Annotated in this window: 12 protein-coding genes; 8 read left to right on the plus strand and 4 right to left on the minus strand. The window is 61.3% G+C overall.

Features of this window, described 5'->3' with window-relative positions:
• Window positions 1–5: 5 nt before the first annotated feature.
• The 8 genes from H8K11_13120 (at window position 6) to H8K11_13155 (ending at window position 15,255) form a co-directional block, all read left to right on the plus strand.
• The gene (locus tag H8K11_13120) at window positions 6–368 is read left to right on the plus strand and encodes a GPW/gp25 family protein (GenBank protein ID MCS6264688.1); all 363 of its coding nucleotides are present in this window, start codon (window positions 6–8) and stop codon (window positions 366–368) included.
• Window positions 365–2,848: a putative baseplate assembly protein gene (locus H8K11_13125; GenBank protein MCS6264689.1), complete on the plus strand. Its 2,484-nt coding sequence runs from the start codon at window positions 365–367 to the stop codon at window positions 2,846–2,848. The genes H8K11_13120 and H8K11_13125 overlap by 4 nt, the downstream gene beginning before the upstream one ends.
• Window positions 2,845–5,691 (plus strand): putative baseplate assembly protein, encoded by a 2,847-nt coding sequence (locus tag H8K11_13130; GenBank protein ID MCS6264690.1) that lies wholly within the window; start codon window positions 2,845–2,847, stop codon window positions 5,689–5,691. Before H8K11_13125 ends, H8K11_13130 begins: the two co-directional genes overlap by 4 nt.
• On the plus strand, window positions 5,688–7,769 hold the full coding sequence (locus H8K11_13135) for a hypothetical protein (GenBank protein ID MCS6264691.1): 2,082 nt from the start codon (window positions 5,688–5,690) through the stop codon (window positions 7,767–7,769). The genes H8K11_13130 and H8K11_13135 overlap by 4 nt, the downstream gene beginning before the upstream one ends.
• 54 nt (window positions 7,770–7,823) lie before the next feature.
• Window positions 7,824–11,141: a right-handed parallel beta-helix repeat-containing protein gene (locus H8K11_13140; GenBank protein MCS6264692.1), complete on the plus strand. Its 3,318-nt coding sequence runs from the start codon at window positions 7,824–7,826 to the stop codon at window positions 11,139–11,141.
• Window positions 11,142–11,167: 26 nt separating this feature from the next.
• Entirely contained in the window at window positions 11,168–11,488 is a 321-nt protein-coding gene (locus H8K11_13145; GenBank protein ID MCS6264693.1) for a hypothetical protein, read from the plus strand.
• A 30-nt stretch (window positions 11,489–11,518) separates the two neighbouring features.
• Window positions 11,519–14,029: a DUF4157 domain-containing protein gene (locus H8K11_13150; GenBank protein MCS6264694.1), complete on the plus strand. Its 2,511-nt coding sequence runs from the start codon at window positions 11,519–11,521 to the stop codon at window positions 14,027–14,029.
• A gap of 179 nt (window positions 14,030–14,208) precedes the next feature.
• Window positions 14,209–15,255, plus strand: a complete 1,047-nt coding sequence (locus tag H8K11_13155) for a DUF4157 domain-containing protein (protein MCS6264695.1) — start codon at window positions 14,209–14,211, stop codon at window positions 15,253–15,255.
• 23 nt (window positions 15,256–15,278) lie between these two features.
• Here the strand turns inward: H8K11_13155 and H8K11_13160 are convergent, their stop codons facing one another.
• The 4 genes from H8K11_13160 to H8K11_13175 all read right to left on the minus strand — a co-directional run bounded on the left by H8K11_13160 (window position 15,279) and on the right by H8K11_13175 (window position 18,445).
• Entirely contained in the window at window positions 15,279–16,346 is a 1,068-nt protein-coding gene (locus H8K11_13160; GenBank protein MCS6264696.1) for a radical SAM protein, read from the minus strand.
• A gap of 9 nt (window positions 16,347–16,355) precedes the next feature.
• Window positions 16,356–16,631, minus strand: coding sequence for a hypothetical protein (locus H8K11_13165; GenBank protein MCS6264697.1), 276 nt, complete (start codon window positions 16,629–16,631; stop codon window positions 16,356–16,358).
• 296 nt (window positions 16,632–16,927) lie between these two features.
• Window positions 16,928–17,107: a hypothetical protein gene (locus H8K11_13170; GenBank protein ID MCS6264698.1), complete on the minus strand. Its 180-nt coding sequence runs from the start codon at window positions 17,105–17,107 to the stop codon at window positions 16,928–16,930.
• 60 nt (window positions 17,108–17,167) lie between these two features.
• Window positions 17,168–18,445 carry a 4Fe-4S binding protein gene (locus H8K11_13175; protein MCS6264699.1) on the minus strand — a complete coding sequence of 426 codons (1,278 nt, stop codon included), beginning with the start codon at window positions 18,443–18,445 and terminating at the stop codon, window positions 17,168–17,170.
• Window positions 18,446–18,649: the final 204 nt, after the last annotated feature.

Genomic DNA, 18,649 nt, shown 5'->3' on the forward strand with positions numbered 1-18,649 from the left:
CGATGATGCACGTCGATTTTCCCTATCGGTTTGATGCGCGCGGCCGAACCTCCGGGACGGATGAGGCCGACCATATTCGCGACCTGATCGAGCAGGTGCTCTTCACGAGTCCCGGCGAACGCGTGATGCGGCCGGACTTCGGGAGCGGCCTCTTACAGGTGGTGTTCGCACCCAATAGCGAGGTGTTGGCGGCTACGACGCAGGTGCTCGTGCAGAGCGCGCTGCAACGGTGGCTGGGCGAATGGATCCTGGTGGAGGCCGTCCGGGTTGAAGCGGTGGACTCAACCCTTCGGGTGACCGTGCAATATGTCATCCGGCAGACCGGCGACCGCGTCACCGGGAGCTTTACGCAAGGAGGCGGAGTGTGACCTATTCCTGCTGCGACGAACTGCGGCGTCAGGCCGTTCGAGACCATCCGACGCTGAACGGGATCGATTTCCTCGAAGTGATCGATCGCGCCGCGCCCACGGAAGCCGAGCGCCAACGGAAACTCGAGGTCCACTTCGTGAAACCTTTGGCCACGCCCGCCCCGAAGGCGGTCAACATTCGGATCGACGGCGGCGAGCGCATCACGCCCATTCGTGTGCTCGGGGTCAGCGTCGGAACCGGAACGTCGGTGGAGGTGTTGACCGTCGAAGTGGAGCAAGCGGGCGATTTTTCGCTGTATACGCTCCGTCTGGTGACAAGCGCGCTTGATGACAGTGTCCCTCCCGGTTTCGATCCGCAGCTGGCAGCCATCGAGTTTTCGTTCAAGGTGGAATGCTCGAGCCCATTCGATTGCGCGCCGCAGCATCGGTGCCCGGAGGAGACGGGCCCGGCCCCGGTGATCGATTATCTGGCCAAAGACTATGCGAGTTTCCGCCGCGTCATGCTCGACCGGATGGCGGCCATCATGCCGCAATGGAAGGAACGCAACGCTGCCGATCTGGGCGTGATGTTGGTCGAGGCCTTGGCCTATACCGCCGACCAATTGAGTTATCAGCAGGATGCCGTGGCGACGGAGGCCTACCTGGGGACGGCGCGACGGCGGATCTCGGTCCGGCGCCATGCCCGTCTTATGGACTACTTCATGAGCGAGGGGTGCAACGCCAGGACCTGGATCCAGCTGGAGGTATCCGCCGACGTGCTACGAGCCGATCCCGCCGATCCGGCGGTTCCGGCCGGTACGAAGTTCACGACGCGCATCCCGGGGCAGCCCACCGCCATTGCCGACGATCCGCGCGTCTACGAGCGTGCCCAGATCATCTTCGAAGCGATGGAATCTCTCCAGTCTCTCTATGCCGGACACAACGAATTACGGTTCTACACCTGGAGCAATCAGCGGTGCTGTTTGCCCAGTGGCGTGCGCTCGGCCACGCTCGTCGGACACCATCCGAACCTCACACCGGGGACGATTCTGCTGTTCGAAGAGGTGATCGGTCCGGAAAGTGGCTCGCCATCCGATGCGGATCCGACGCGGCGACATGTCATTAGGCTGGATCGTGTGGTTGCCACGAAGGCCGGCGGGACACCGTTGACCGATCCGGTCACCGGCCAGTTCATCACGGACATCTCGTGGCATGAAGAAGACGCGTTGCCCTTTCCCTTCTGCCTCTCTGCCGCCACAGAGCAGGGGTATCGCGATGCCGTCAGCGTAGCGCGCGGCAACCTGGTCCTGGCGGACCATGGGGTGACGCGGAAGGGCGAGTCGCTGGGCCAGGTGCCGGACTCTTTCCTGTCCATGCCGAGACCGAAAGACGGAGATCGTTGCGCACCGCTGACCTCATCGAGGGTGCTGCCGCGATTTAGGCCTCGCCTCAGCAAGGCGCCGCTGACCCATGCGGGGCCTGCCTATGACCATGTCATGTCGGCGCGTACCGCCTTACAGTGGGCGCTGCGTGACGTCCAGCCGGCCGTCACGCTGACCGGCACCAAGGGCAGCGAGTCGAGGACATGGACGGCCCGTCGCGACCTGCTCAACAGCGGCGCCGCGGCCGATGAGTATGTGCTGGAGGTGGAGAACGACGGGAGCGGCAGGATTCGTTTCGGCGACGACGTGCATGGCCGGCGGCCAGAATCCGGCACCGTCTTTACCGCGCGTTATCGGATCGGGAACGGACGCGCCGGGAACATCGGGGCGGATGCGCTGGTGCACATTGCGTTGACGGTACCGGAGATCATGCTGGTCCGCAATCCGTTGCCCGCCGTGGGAGGACAGGATCCTGAATCGCTGCAGGATGTCAGGCAACGCGCTCCGGTGGCCTACCGCGTTCAGGAGCGTGCCGTGACACCGGCGGATTATGCCGAGGTGACGGAACGCCGGGCCGACGTCCAGCGGGCCGCCGCCTCCTTTCGCTGGACAGGCAGTTGGCACACGGTGTTCGTCACCGTCGATCGTGGGGGCGGGGGCCCGCTCTCCGGTGAGTATGAGGAAGAGATCCGTGGGCATGTCGAGCGTTACCGCATGGCCGGTCACGATCTGGAGGTCGACGGCCCGCAGTTCGTTTCGCTGGAGATCGATCTCCACGTGTGTGTGGCGGCCGAACATTTCCGCAGTGACGTCGAACGTGAACTGCTCGACCTGTTCAGCAATCGCGATCTGCCCGACGGCCGTCGCGGCCTGTTTCATCCGGACAACTTCACGTTCGGACAGCCGGTCTACCTCAGTGCCATCTATGCGGCGGCCCATCAGGTGACGGGTGTCGAGTCGGTGGAGGTGCGCACGTTTCAGCGGCAGGGCCGTCCGGAAAGTGCGGCGCTCGACAGCGGCCGATTGGAGATCGGGCGGCTGGAGATTGCGCGGCTGGACAACGACCGGAATTTTGCGGAGCACGGGCGCCTGACGATCAGCCTGGGAGGCGGGAAATGAGTCCATCGCCAGAGAACGAATGCGGTTGCTGCGCCGGCATCGCTGCCGAAACTCCCGCCCTGCTCTTCAACCGGCCGGGCCTCTCGGCGATCGCCTATCGAGTCGGAGCCTATCAAAGCTTCAAGCGGAGCCTGCAAGCGAGACTGTGCGACGGCCGTTGGCCGGTGCTGCGCGGATTGAGGACACGCGACGACGATGATTTCACCTTGGCGCTGTTGGACGCCTGGGCGGTCACCGGCGACATCCTGACGTTCTATCAGGAACGAATTGCCAACGAGTCCTATCTCCGCACCGCGACGGAACGGCTGTCTATCCTGGAACAATCTCGGTTGCTAGGGTATCAGCTTGGCCCCGGCTTGGCCGCTGCGACCCACCTGGCCTTTACGCTGGAAGAGAACCCCGGTCTGCCGAAACAGGCCGCCCGGCCGGTCACGTTGGCGGTCGGGACCAAGGTGCAAAGTGTTCCGGGGCCGGATGAACAACCGCAAACCTTCGAGACGGTTGAGGCCATCGACGCGCGAGCGGAATGGAATGCGCTCAGGGCGCAATTGACGGAGACGCAGGCCCTCGCCTGGAATATGACGTCGATTTGGCTCGACGGAACCTCATTGACCTTAACGGTCGGCGATACGTTCCTCATCGTGGCCGACAACGGCCTCGCGTTCGAAGCTTCGTTGCGGCGGGTGACGCACATTGAGCCGGATATCGACCTGCGGAGCACCCGGGTCTGGTTGGCGGACATTTCGACCAGTGCGGGAAGTATCGCTGCGACTCAGCCGGGCGTCTACGTCATGCGGACGATTGCGTCGCCGTTCGGACACAATGCGCCGTTGCAAGCCACGTATGCGAATAACGCGTACACCTATGACGAATGGGATCTTGATGGTGAGACCGAAGGAGTTCTCGGACTCAGTTCCCGTCAAGACAGGATTTTGGTCGATAGCTGGGCTGCCGTCGAGCGTGAGAACAACTTCGTTCCGGGAAGCCGTGTCTGGACCTTTGCGAAAGTCACTGGTGTGACCCATCAGTCGATGGCGAAGTACGGCATGGCAGGCAGTGTTACCAAGCTCTCATTCGATAAAGAGGTGTGGGTGACGGAAGGGGCGGATCTTGCCGCACTTCGACAAATTACCGTTGCAGCTCAAAGTGAAGCACTCCCGTTGACCAAGACACCCTTATTCTATCCGGTCTATGGCGAGGAACTATCCTTCGACCAACTGGTTGATGGCTTGATGCCGGGTCGCCCGCTTGCAGTAAGCGGAACACGTCAGCGCATCCGTGTTACCGCCGTTCCTCGCACGTCAAACCGAAGACGCCTTCCTGTCGATTTTCCCGGCGATGTTCCAAGTCCGCCGGACCTGCCGGATGTGCCAGATATCGAGCTGCCGCCCATCCTCATGTTTGACTCTGGTGGGTTTGTCCTTCTCACTGTCGGAGACATTCTTTCCCTGCTCGCGCCTCCCATGACCATTGCCGGTTCCATCTTCAGCGCCCTTGCTCCACCGGAGTTCGGCGCGGTGCTGAGTGACTCCGCTCCATCGATGCTCCGTCTCCAGGTCATGGATCGAGACGGAAAAAGCGGGTACGTCAATATCAGCGCCGGGGCCATCGAGCTGGTGGCTCCGTCCGAAAAAGATGACGCGGTCAGCGAGATCGTGTTCATCGACGAAGCGATCGGGACCAGCATCATCCAGGATCGCGATCGCACGACCGTTCAACTCACGACGTCGTTGGCCAACGTGTACGAGCGGACGACGGTGCGCATCAACGCCAATGTCGCCGCAGCCACCCATGGCGAAAGCGTAAAGGAACCGTTGGGCAGCGGTGATGCGGCCGTGCCCTATCAGGCCTTCACGCTACGGCAACCGCCGGTGACCTACGTGGGGGCGACAACGCCGAGTGGATCGGCCTCGACGCTCAAGGTCTACGTGAACGAGGTCCTGTGGCAGGAGGTGCCGTTTTTCTACGGTCATGGCTCCACCGAGCGGATCTATATCACGAGGCAGGATGACGGGGGGCGCACGACGATCCGCTTCGGTGACGGCATCACGGGGGCGCGGTTGCCTACCGGCCAGAACAACGTGCGTGCGGAGTACCGGAAGGGCACGGGCCTTGGCGGGCTGGTGCGGGCCGGTCAGCTGAATCTCCTGATGAGCCGGCCGTTGGGATTGAAAGGCGTGGTCAATTCTGAGGCTGCGCAGGGGGCCGAGGAGCCGGAGTCGAGGGACGATGCGCGCAGGAATGCCCCACTCACCGTCCTGGCACTGGATCGCGCGGTGTCGCTGCAGGATTACGAAGATTTCGCCAGAACCTTTTCCGGCGTCGCCAAGGCTCAGGCCGTGTGGGTGTGGGACGGACGCAAGCGCAGCATCTTCCTGACTGTGGCCGGTCCGAACGGGGAGGTGCCGGATGAGGACGGCTCCGTGATGGCGAAACTCAAGGAGGCGCTCCGCGCCTATGGCGATCCGTATGTGCCCTTCACGGTCAGGAGTTACCGGCAGGCCTGGTTTGAACTCGCGGGGATCGTTACGGTGCATCTGGACCACGTGACGGAGACCGTCATGACGGCGGTGGCGGAGACGTTGCGGCAACGGTATGCCTTTGAGGCCAGGAGCTTCGGCCAGCCGGTCGCGCTGAGCGACGTGATCGCCGCGATCCAGGCCGTCCCCGGTGTAGTTGCGGTGGATCTGGACCGGTTCTCGCGCACAGACCAATCGCTGCCGGCGATTCAAGCTCGGTTGATCGCCGACAGCCCGGCCATGGGCGCGGACGGGGTCGTGCCGGCGGCGGAACTGTTGTTACTCGATCCCGCGTCTTTGACTCAACTGAAGGCGATGCCATGAATCCAGAAGCAGACAAGCTCTATCAGCTCCTTCCGGCGCTCTATCGCATTCGTGATACCGAACAGGGTGGCCCCTTGCGTGCATTGTGCGAGGTGCTGGCCGAAGACATTGCGGTGCTGCGCGAGAATCTCGATCAACTCTATGATGACCAGTTTATCGAGACCTGCGCCGACTGGGTGGCTCCCTATATCGGAGACCTGATCGGCTACCGTACCCTGCATGGAGTGACCGACCGGACGAGAAGCGCCCGCGCCGAGGTTGCCAATACGATTGCCTATCGGCGTCGCAAGGGAACGGCGACGGTGCTTGAACAATTGGCACGGGACGTGACGGGGTGGAATGCGCGGGTCGTAGAATTTTTCCACTGGCTTGAGACCAGCCAGTACATGAACCACATCCGTCCGGCCAATCGAGCCACGCCCGACCTGCGGAACTGGGAGGCGCTGGAGCGGCGCGATACGGCCTTCAACAGCCTGGCACACTCGGTGGATGTGCGGCGTATTGAGACGCAACGGGGACGGTACAACATTCCCAACATCGGCCTTTTTCTGTGGCGGTTGGACGCCTTTTCCCTGACCGGTTCTCCCGCGTGTCGAGTCGACGACGAGCGGTATCTCTTCAGTCCCTTGGGAAACGATACGCAGCTGCTCACCAGGCCCGAGTCGGAAGCCGACATCTCGCACCTGGCTGAGCCGATCAATGTTCCGGAACCGATCAGCCGGAGAGTCCTGCACCAGTCGCCGGCCCGATACTATGGTCCACAACTGAGTCTGTTTGTGGAGGCGGACAATCTCGACACGTCGATCGGCAACGTGACGGTCTGTAACCTCTCCGACCAGGGAGCGACCTGGGCGCACCTGCCGGTGAGCAAGGTGACCATCGATCCGGTGCTTGGACGAATTGCCGTCCCTCCCGGTACGCCCCCGGTCAACCTGCGCGTCACCTGCCACTACGGGTTTAGCATGCCGACCGGAGGGGGAGAGTATGAGCGCAGCAAGACCTTCGCGCTCGGCGGCGGATTCGCCTCGGTGACGCAGGGGCAGAGCCTTCAAACGGCGCTCACGGCAGCCCAGGCCGGAGGGGTCGTCGAGATCGGCGACAGCGGACGGTATGAGGAAACACTCAGCCTCACACTGCCGCCGACGGCGAAGGTGGAACTGCGAGCGGCCAACGAACATCGCCCGACCCTCGTGCTTGGCGGCGACTGGACGGTGACGCTGGCACCGGGCACAGAACTGACCTTGAACGGATTGCTGATTACGGGCGGACGGATCCGAGTGGCCGCAGCCGGCGGTCCCGGCACGAGGATTCTACGGCTGCGCCATTGCACATTGGTGCCTGGCCTGGCAGTCGCGCGGGACGGCGAGCCCCTGTCGCCCGCCGTGCCTTCGCTGGTCGTGGAACAGCCTGGGACGCAGGTGGAGATCGACCATGGGCTGCTCGGGGGTATTGCTTGTGTGGACGGCGCCGACCTGTCGATCAGCCACACACTGGTCGATGGCACGGGCCCGACGAGGGTCGCCTTCTCAGCGCCGGATGGGCTCTCCGGCGGCGGGACGATGACGATCGTCAACTCGACCGTCATCGGCAAGGTGCATACAAAGCGCCTGGATCTGGCCTCGAACACGATTTTTGCCGCGGCCCTTGGCACAGGCGACAGTTGGTCCCATCCCCTGTGGTCCGATCAGAATCAGCAGGGCTGCTGCCGGTTTTCGTTCGTGCCGCTGAATGCCATTGTGCCGCGTCGCTACCGCTGCCAGCCGGAACTGGCCGTCGAGCTGGCGCTGCTGGAAGCCGATCAGCCGAAGGGCAGCCTCACCGATCCTGAAAAACTGGCGATCACTCTGGCGACACAGGCCCGCGTGCGGCCGGCCTTTGCCGCGCGGCGCTACGGACAAGCCCCCTACGGTCGGCTCGCCGATCACTGCCCTGAAGAGATTCGTCGCGGAGCCGACGACGAGTCTGAGATGGGGGTGTTCCACGATGTCTTCGCGCCGCAGCGGGAGGACAATCTCAAGATTCGATTGCACGAGTATCTGCGGTTCGGCCTGGAGGCAGGAGTGTTTCACGCCTCGTGAGGAACCGTGGCCGGAACCAGTGAGTGAACCGTTTAATTTATTAGGAGAGCGCACATGAGTGGCGATTACAGCCGGAAACGATTTAACCCTGAGAAACATTACCAGGGCGTACTGCGGCAGCAGGGGCGGGTTGACCTCGATGCCGACTGGAACGAGTACGTAGACCTCCAGGACCGCCGGTGGCGGGCTGAGACCATCGACGTCGTGGGACGCTGCGGCGTGCCGAGCGAAACGCCGGACGGCTTCAAGATCGAGCTGAGCGGAGGGGAACTTACGGTCGGTCAGGGACGGATGTACGTCGACGGATACGTTGCCGAAAACCACGGCACGGCCCCCGCCTTCGATGCCACGATCGAAGAACAGTATGGTTCCGCCGCATTGCCGGTGAAGAATCAGCCCTATGGCGGGCCGCTCCCCGTTCCGCCGCAGGTGCGGTCGCTGGTCTATCTGAACGTCTGGCGACGCGAGGTGACGCATGTGCTGGAGCCTGGACTGATCGAACCGGCCGTTAACGTCGATTCCACGACCCGACTGCAGACGGCATGGCAAGTGCGGTTGCTGGGAAACATTCCGCCGGAGGTGAATTGCGAGACCCCGCTGGCCGACATCCCGGGTTGGCCGGTCGGCAATAACCCCTCCGCGGCGCGGTTGACCACCACCACGGTGGCGGTCACGACGGAGCCTAACCCCTGTCTGGTGCCGCCGACCGGCGGCTATCGCGGTCTGGAAAACCATTTGTACCGGATCGAGGTGCACAGCGAGACGGCGAGTACGGTGAAGGTGAAGTGGTCGCGTGAGAATGCGCACGTGGCGACGACGATTGCCGAAATTCTAGCCGGCCGGACGATTGTGCGGGTGGAGAGCCTGGGTCGCGACGACGTGCTGCGTTTTAAGACCGGCGACTGGGTCGAGTTCACGAACGACCAGCGTGAGTTCGACGGGCTGCCCGGCGAGATGCGCAAGGTGACGGTGGATGACACCAACAAGACGTTGACGTTCAGTCCGGCCCTGCCGATCGCCGATTTTCCGCAAGGCGTACCCGATGCAGCCAAGCACGTGCGGGTCATCCGCTGGGACCAATCCGGCATCGTGCGCAAGCCGGATGGTTCGCAACTGGTGAACCTGGATCTCACTGCGGACGGGTTGATCGAGTTGTCGGTGGCGAACCCCGGATTTGTGCTGGAGCACGGCGTGCAAGCCACCCTGACCATCCTTTCCGGCGGCCGGGCGCATGGCGGCGATTACTGGTGTTTTGCCGCGAGGACGGCGGATGCCGACATCGAACGATTGAACCAGGCGCCGCCGCTCGGTATCCATCATCATTACTGTCACCTCGCCATCATCGAAGCGGACGGCAAGATTCATGACTGTCGAACCGTATTTCCGCCGCTCACGGAGCTCACGCCTGGCTGCTGCACGGTGGTGGTACAGCCTGGAGAAGATATCCAGGCCGCGATCGACTCGCTGCCGGAAGAAGGCGGGTGCGTCTGCCTCAAGGTGGGCGAGCACGAGATTGAGGCGCCGATTCGGATCGAACAGTCCAACGTGTCGTTGCACGGGGAAACCTTGGGCGCGCGTGTCGTCCGGAAGAGCGGGACGGAGCTCCTTCACATCGGGCATCCCGACGGGGTGCTGTTGGAGCATGTGACCGTCTCAGGGTTGTCGTTGCTGCTTGAGAACAAGGGGCAACAGGGGCAGGGCCTACAGGCCATGGTGGCGATGGACCGTTGCCGCGAAGCCGTGCTCGAGCGATGTCTGTTGCATGCGCAGGTGCCGACTCAGATCGCCGGTGTCGTCATCAGCCGCAGCACCGATGTACGCGTGACGGGCTGTGTCGTCGACAATGTGCAATACGGAGTCTGGACACTTGCCGATACGACGGGCCTCGTCATCGTCGGCAACAGTTTCGATGCCGCGAACAAGCGGAAAAGCGACGGAGGCCTGGTGGGGCTTCTGTTGCAGGACGTGTCCTTCCCGGCTCGCATCGAGGACAATCGCCTTTTGGGGTTTGTCTTCGGCATTGTCCTGAACAATGGAGCGCTGACCGGCACGCCGTTTTCGCTGGCCGCCGGTTCCACCATTGCCGGGAACTATATCGTGCGGCTGGGAGCAGAAGTGGACCCGGGGACGCTGAAGGCGTTCGGCATCGATGTGGCCGCCGATGGCTGTGTCATCAGCGACAATATCCTGCTCTACAATTCGCCCGAATACGGAGGCATCGCCGTGAGCGGGCGAAATACCGTGGTTGAACGCAATCAACTCCGCTCCCTGTTGAAAGAAGCCGGAGCGGTTCGCCCTATCGCGCTGCTGCTGGCCAGGTTCGGCGGCAACGGCAGCCTTGGAACATTCGGCGGGAGAATAGCGGGGAATCTGGTACTCGGGGTCCAGGAAGGCATCGTCGTGATCGGCAATGAGGGGGCCGAGTTGCTCGATAATCGGGTAGAGAGCGAAGGGCAGGAGGCCGGGTTCGGCGTGCTGCTGGCGGCGTCCAGTCGTGTCCGTGTGCAGGGGAATCGCGTCACCAATACCGCCTGGCCGGTCGCGGCCAGCGGCGGCACGGCCAACGTCCTTGCGGACAACAACCTGGTGCGAGGCGGCGGCGGGATCACCGCGGTGTTTCATACCTCGCTGACGTGCAGTCAGAATCGCGTCGAAGATATGCGCCATTGGGGCATTCTGAGCCTGGTCGGGTTTGCCAAATGTGCTCTCACTGAGAACCGGGTCTTGAACTGTGGCTATCAGCAGGCCCCGTCCATCGGCATCGGCGCCTCCCTGCAGCTCGGGGAGTTGTGCGTGGAGTCCTGCGAGGTGATGAATACCGGAGTCTCGCCGGATAATACGACCATCAGTGCGCTCTCCTGGGGAATCATCGCTGATTTGATTCTGGAGGCGCGTGTGCAGAGCAACCTGGTCACCTATGCGAACGCGGCTCTCTTGGATGCCAATCAGGAGCACCGCGCGCTCTGGATGCGTGGTTGGCTGGAGCAGGTGATCACGTTCGGTGCGGGCCAGGTGGTCTTCGGATTCAGCGCGCAGATCCTGGACAACAAATTCCTCGGGCCTGGTCGCACGGCGTTGGTCGAGGTCGCCCAGCAGAATCTGAGCGACACGTTGTTCCGCCGCTTCGAGCGGCTCTTCTTCAGCAATAATTTCTGTTGGCACGCCAGCGTGGCCGCCCAGGGGACCGCAACAGTGTCGCTTTCGGCGAGAAGTGCGATTGTGATGGGCAACCACATTAAGACGAATGTGCCGATCCCGTCCGTAGATTTCCACGGCATGAAGGAGGCGGTTTACATGGGTAACCTGGCTCAAGCCAATCCGGTGAATTTCGGGGGGATTCCCTCTCCGGTCTCCGGCTTCAATCGACCCTAGTCATGTGCGGCTAAAGGAGAACAGAGATGGCGACCTTGAATCAGATTGTGGCAGAACAGACGAAAGTGATCGGCGAGGCCAGAGCGTCCCTGGAGGCGGCATTTAAGAAACCGCCGACCCAGACCGCGACGATTGCAGCCAGGGAAGCCACAGTGGCGGAACTGAAGACGAGGCTGGCCAATCTTGCGGAGGCGAAAGCTTCATTCACTCGCCAGATCGATCAACAACTCGCCGGATACCAGGCGGAAATTACGTCATTGGAGAAATTGATCGAGGAAGACAAGAAGCGATTCGGGGAGCAACCGACACCGCCGCGCCCGACTCGGGGGAGGGGACGGCGCAAGTAACGGCTGTGGCCGTCCGCGTCTGAAACATCGATGGAGCGGGTCAATCTGGCAAGAGCAGCGACCGCGCAGCAGGAAGGCGTGTCGACGCTGCGCCGGAATGTCTCGCCGGCCGGGCCTGCGCTCGACGAGACTTCTCAACCAGGCGCCATAGCGTCCGGTTCGCTCTCACCTCAGTTTACGCACCATCCCGGCCGGTTCACCATTTATCCAAGTGGGCGGTCAGGCCCGGTTCCTTACCGCGCCGGCATGGAGCGAGCTTTCTCCGCCGATCTGACAGGTGTACGGGCTTACTATGGGGCCTCCGCTCTCCTGACAGGCTCCGGTGCTCCAGCCGCTGCCTGGCCTGAAACGCTGGTCTTCGCGTCACCGGATCCTTCCCCGCGTCTCGTGGCGCACGAAGTTGCGCACATCCTGCAATATCGTCAGGCTGCATCACCCGTCACTGACCGGCGGGGACTGGCTTCCCATCGCGATCCGGCGGAGGCTGAAGCCGGTCGTGCCGCACGCCTGTTCGAGGCCGGTGCCTCTATTCAGGTGCAGACCCATCCGACCCTTGCGCCGATGTTCTACACCGACGAGGAACCAGGTTCGGACGAGTTTCTGGCGGAACGGCCTCCGCTATTTGCGGGGCAGGAGGTGGGGATCTGGGGGAGTTCCTGGCCAGCCACCTTGATCGCACGCGAGCGACTGGATGTGAGTGTGCGCGAGGCACAACGCAGCCACGCCATCGTTGAGGCGATCGCGCGGCGGGAGCCGATCGTGATCCTGCATGAATATGGTCGCCTCTGTCTGTACCGGCTGGAATGGGAAGGACTCTCCGGCCGGTACTCCCGTTTTACCAACGCAGAAACGATTTTCCACGCAGGCACGAACGAACCGGGAAACTATTCCGTCTCCAATGTGCAGGGGCGCCCGGAAGTCGAGGCATTTGTGACGGAGGACGGCGGGGTGCTGTCACCTCCCGGAGCAGGCCGGTTGTTTTCTCACACCGGCGGAGAATTCGAGGACCCGCTGGTGTCGAAATTCCAGAACGCCTCGGCCTTCTTCGATGCCATGCTCGTGGGGTTGGAGGCAGCCGACTTCGAGGCCTTGTCGGCAAAACTGCGTCGCATGGCGGCTCTCAATATGATCTTCCCGACGCCGTTTGCGATCGGGGCCGTCCGTGGGGTGGTCGATGAAATGCTCGACCTCGTGCAATTGCTGAATCCGCAACAGTGGGCGGCCATCGAAGCGGCGGCGCGCGAGACGATTCTGACGTTGAATGATCCGGACGGGGAGGATCTGGCCGCTGCACTGGGCGAAGAGTTCGGACGAAACCAGGCGGCCACCCTGAATGCCATGGTCCAGGAGAGCCTGCCGATTTTTGCCTATGAGGTCGGCAAGTTAATCGGTCCGACGATTGTGGAACTCCTGCTTGCGCTGGTCGGCATCGAGATCGGTCCGGTGGCGATGCTCCAAAAATCATTGGCGGCGATGAAACAGGTTCCACGTATGGCGGGCATGGTCCACGACCTAGCGCTGGTGTTCCCTAATCTTCCCGAAGGCCCCTCGATGTCGTCGAGACTCATTCCGGACGAGGTGCCGGTCGGCCATACTCTCAGTGAGACACTTTCTCCTGACGGGCTTCCGGTGTCAGGACAAGTCCCGCACGGGCTTCCCCATCTCTCGTCGGAAGAGATGGCGCTCTTGGCGAGAACCGGAAATATGGAAGAGTTTCCCGGAGCGCTGCCACCGGACCTGGCCGCTCAAGAACTCGACATCGTGAAACGTGCGGAGAGGGTTTCGATCAGCGGCGGTGACGGAAAGTACATCAACGAGGTCGATCTGAGGAACGGCCACAGGTGGAAAGAGCAACCTAATGGGACCTGGTGCCGGTTCTCAGAGAACCCGACCAACTGCACCGCGCTGGTACCGACGCCGGGCCCAGTGTCACCAGGAACGATCGTGGCGAAGGCTGCGGATAGAGCATCACTGCTGGAACGTTACACGGCATGGGCCACGAATCGTGGCGCGGATCAAGTCGAGGTGGCGATACTCAAGGCGATTTCTGGAACGGGTGAGTATCCGGCCGGGACCTATGCGGTCGTGGTCGGCTCAAGGAACGGCGTGGTCTATCCGGGAAATACACCGGGAGTCAGGTGGTTGACCATCTCCCATGTGCACCCGGGTGTGGCGAATGAGCCTGGTTATCGACATCCTTCGCTCGCGGACCTCGCAGCGGCTGAGGAGGATACAGTCCGGCTCGGGAAGCTTGTCGGAGGCGTCAGAAAGTGGATTCATTTCCAGACGCCAGAAGGGAGCTGGAATTCCGTGAAGTATGGGTATGATGCGACCATCGATCGGTATTTCGTTGAGATCGCAGGCGAGGACAGACTGACTTTTGAGAGACTGCACGATGTCACGGATGATCAACTCCGTGAGTATGATCGACTCGATGACGCCGGGCTGGAACAGGAGCGCATCACGCTCATGATGCAAGAGAACCTTCCAGGTTCGTACCTGAGGTGGTACGCAGAACAGTTCAGCTTTATGCAGCAGTGATCCTGGACGGCAGGTCAGGTGGGAGGACCGACAGGAGGCCAATGATGACACGAAGGTTGCAAACCCGCTCACGTCCTTCTGGAAGTTCCTTCAGCAGACGTGCTGTCCTACCGGACGGGCGGCGCGGCGAACGATCCTGCTCATGCGGCAACACCTGTCAGGATTGTCGAGCCAGGCAGGTGACAGACAGACTCCCGCACATTTGGACCGGCGCCCTCCCACCCCTCGTCCATGAGGTGCTTGCGTCGCCGGGGGAACCGCTGGAAGGCGGACTCCGCGTACAGATGGAGTCGCGTTTCGGACATGACTTTGGGAAGGTGCGTGTGCATCACGATGGCAAGTCGGCGGCTTCGGCTGCGGCGGTTCAGGCCAGGGCTTACACGGTCGGGCATGAGATTGTGTTAGGGGCGGGCGCGGCCGGTCTCAGGAGTGGGGACACCCTGCCGCTGCTCGGCCACGAACTGGCGCACGTGGTGCAACAGGACAGGGCGGCACCCACATCGGGGCGTAACGGCTTGCTGCAACGTTCAGGACTTGAGGTGTCGGAAGAAGGACCAGCCTCATCGCCACCCGTGGGACTGCCCGAGCCGGATTGCGACACCCGCGTGGCGGATCTGTTTCTGCTCGGAGCGATTTACTGCCCCCAGCGACCGGAATGCTGTTTCGCCCAGGTGCATGATAGGAACAATAGAAACCTCACGGGCATCTTTCGAGCAGACCATCAGCTGGAGGGCAAGCCGGACTGCGAGTTCGGTGACCAGAAACACCACGATTTCTGGTTGGCGAACCAATGGAGAATTCTTGAGATCACCACCTCGGAGATGACCGTGATGAACATGTGCGGACGGGAGGAGACGTTGGATGTGGAAGGAATCGGTTCGCTCAAGGGAGAGCCGGCCTCGGCCGTCGTTCCCGGTCGTACCTCTTCCTTGACGCCGATGCCGCCGAACATCGTCGATCATACCCAGGGTATGTGGGGAAAAACACACAAGATTCATTACGATGACCAGTGTCACTCTCTCCATTTTGTCCCCAATGAACCGGGTAAAGAAACCAAGGTCTACCGTTGGGATTCCGGGCAGGGGAGCTTCGTGAACGAGAAGGATCCGACCGATACCAAGACCTCCGGTCAACTCGAGCGAATTGCCGGGATCGTGTTGAAGGAATACAAAGACGGCGAGTGGCAAGGAGGGAACTGCGGGGATCTTCCGAGGTGGGCTTTGTGAGAGGGAGGGATGCACCCTGCCTGCTACTGACTGCTTCTTTCGGATGTACAGGTCTGCATCAGGTGGTCGCGCGCCTGCGCGGGAGAAAATTGCAGGGCCGCGGCATAGACTTGTTCGTACCAATTCAAGACCGGCTCATCGTCCTTGCGCACCGCCTGTTCATAGACGAGGCGGCAGAGCGTGAGGAAGGCTGCGTAGTCGCGGGCGAGCCAGTCTGCGGCAAGATCCGGCAACGATCGGTCCTTGATGTTTCCCCAGGCCCAGGCGCGAGGAAATCCATACTGCAACGGTGAGACGAGGCCGCTGGTTTCGATCACCAGCGGGGCAATGACGTCGGCCACGGTCTGTGCACCACACAATGTGGCTTCCCTCACGAAGACGCGCGTGGGATGTTCCCGCATGGCCGGAACTGTCGCGAGATCGATTTGCACTTCCAGCTTGCCCTCGTACAACTCGCGGATACGTCCGGCCTCGCAGAGGGCTGCCGCATTCTCTTCGCCGTCAGGATAGGATTCGCCCAGCCTGCAGGTGGCTCTGCCGACAGGTTCAAGCGGATGGAGCTGCAGAAGGGAGGCGCCCTGCTCGACGGCAAAATCTGCGACCCACTCCAACTCGTGTACGTTGTGAAACGTGAGCGTGAAGATAAACCCGAAGGGGATGCCGGAGGTGCGGAGTGCCGCCAAACGCGCGCACATGTCGTCGAATGCGCGCGCGGAGTTCCGCATGAAGTTGTGAGATTCCGGGATGCCGTCGAGGCTGATCGCGACCAGGTCGCAATCAGCCTCCAGGACGTTCAATTGGCGTTGATCGAGAAGCATGCCGTTCGTCGTGACGGTGGTCACGAGGCCGGAGGCATGGGCTGCACGTAGGAGTCGGGCGAGTCCGGGATACAGTAGGGGCTCGCCGCCAGACACCGACATGACCCTGTATCCGATGGCGGCCGCATCGGCGACCACTTGCTCCAGCAGATCGATCTCCAACTGTTCAGTCACCGCCGGTCCCGAATCGGAGTAACAATGCAAGCATTGCAGGTTGCATCGTCGGCCCGGATGGACCTGCAATGTCGGGTACTGTCCGGCTGGTCCTTGCACGACCGGTACCTAGCCTCGCAACGTGAACTTGATTTGGGCGATGTCCGGCCGCGGCGTGCCGTTGATGAGAATATGGAGATCACGCAGCTCCTTCAATTTGGCCAGCGTGCCAAGGTTGGTCTTGAAGTTCGCCACACCCGTCTGCACGGTGCCGATCACGACTTCCGGATGCGGCGTGCCGACTTCGTGCCAATCAATCACTTTGACACCTTTCAGCCGTTTCTTGATCGCACTTGCCGCAGTGCTTAACTTCACGGATCCGCGCCCGCTTGGTTGTTTTGCCATCGGAAACCTCCTTTGAATTATGATGGTCGCGCTCGTACCTGAGCACGTCATGAGTAGATGGCCGCACCATACAACTTCTTACATAAAACGACAAGCACATCTCACCGCCCGATCACGATGAATACGCGTGAGCCCAGTGAGGGGTAGGGGCACGCAATTGTCATTGGGGAAAGGCCGTGAGCCCCGCAGAAGAGTTTATACTTACAGGTGTTGGGAGTGAGGCCATCGGGGATGCCGGCCGTAGCACGGAGGCAAGCGGCGCGCGCCCGCTTTAGTGGCGGGCGCGCGTACAAGAATTAGAACACGGAGTAGATGGCGGGCGCCAATACGCTTCCCTCGAGGAAGAACGCGAGCGCACTCAGGGCCATCAAGACGAAAATGATCGGCGCCAGCCAGTAAGACTTTTTCTCCTTCAAGTAGATCGTAAACTCTGCAACCAGGCCTGAGTAGTCTCTCACTCGTGCGACTGTATTCATATGAGCCTCCTTGTAAACGATTGATGAGAACCTATCTTGAACCGACTGTCGGTCGACACATCACGATTTGACGGATACGATGGATGTCTGGATTCTCTCCGCAGCCCGCCATCGCTGCACGCGCAAACAACATTCCCGGAATACAATAAACGAGATAATGGCTCCGGGGTAAAACCAGAAGCCTCCGAAGCGGGACGTGATGCCTCCGCAAATCAACGCCACGATCATCGATGAGAAATCAGCAACGGGTCCGAGGGGTTCGAACACCTGCATGTGTCTGGCATTGGTAAGCAGCCCGTCTTTTCGAATCAATTCCTGCTGCCAGGGGCGTTTTTCATACGGCTTTAAGCGATCGGTTTGCGGCATGCCCGGCGCCGCCGTATCCTGAAGCACGTTGTCATCGCAGGCATCGATGCAGGCGTAGCACTTGATGCATTCCGTGTTCACCACCTTGCCGTTGAAATGAAAAATTTCGCGGCTGACATCGATACCCTGGGGGCAGGCGTTGCTGCAATCCCGGCAGCCGGTGCACTGAGCCACGCGTGTGATCTTTTTTTGAACCGGGGAGATGTTCATGAGCGGGACCATCATCGTGGCATAGGGGCAGAGAATTCGGCAGAATGCGCCTTGGCCGTAGCGCAGATTCAACAGGACGCTCATGGTGAACTGAATAAAGACCGCCAACCCGAAGGCCAGCAGAAAATCATTCCATGTCGGCTTGATTTCGAAATTGAAGAAGGCGGCCTTGGCGAATGCCTTACCTTCGTACCCTGGCAAGTCTGCAATAGGCGGTGGAGTCATCACATTGACTTTGGGCGTGAATCCGACGTTGTGAATCAGAATGATGACCGGCAGGAGGAGGACGAACAGAGCCCCGATTCTCAGGAGCCAGCGGTGAGGGGTGTTGACCAGAATATTCTTCTCTCGGAGGGCGAGATACCGGCGGACCTTCAACTTACGAAGAATCCAATCGGCAAATTCGATCGCGCCGCGCATGTGGCAGGCCCAGCCACAGAATCCACGCCCCCAGATCAGGATGGAACCCAGGATCAGCAGGACCATGATCGAGGCCGCGTTGATGGTTCCTTTGGCCAAGGAGGGCACACCCATCATGGCCGTCTTGCCCCACAGTTCGATCCCGAAGACATGCCATGAAATAAGGTGAAACGCGATGTAGGCATGCACCGAGGCTAACGCCATCATGCGGTAGGTATGGCGTTTTGTCGGCCCCTGTGTGCTTGGAGCGGGAACTTTGCAGGAGCTGTGATGGTCTTCTGCGCGGCGATCGATGGTGATGAGTTGGAGCGGCGGTGTAGGTGGAGAGGCAACAGGACTCATATAGACCCCCTGAAGGTGGTAGGAGATTCCCACCTCGGCTCGGTATTCGTTGTGAAACGCTCTTGATGAAGAATAGTCGCGATCAGGAGTCTGCGCTATGCACCTAAAGACGGAGACGAGCGGGATAATGGTATGGGCTTGTCGAATGAGCCCTGGGCTGGATTGTCCGGTGGCGCGTGGTGATCGAGCACTCAGAGCGGGGAT

It is taken from the genome of Nitrospira sp., assembly GCA_024998565.1.
Lineage (GTDB): Bacteria > Nitrospirota > Nitrospiria > Nitrospirales > Nitrospiraceae > Nitrospira_A.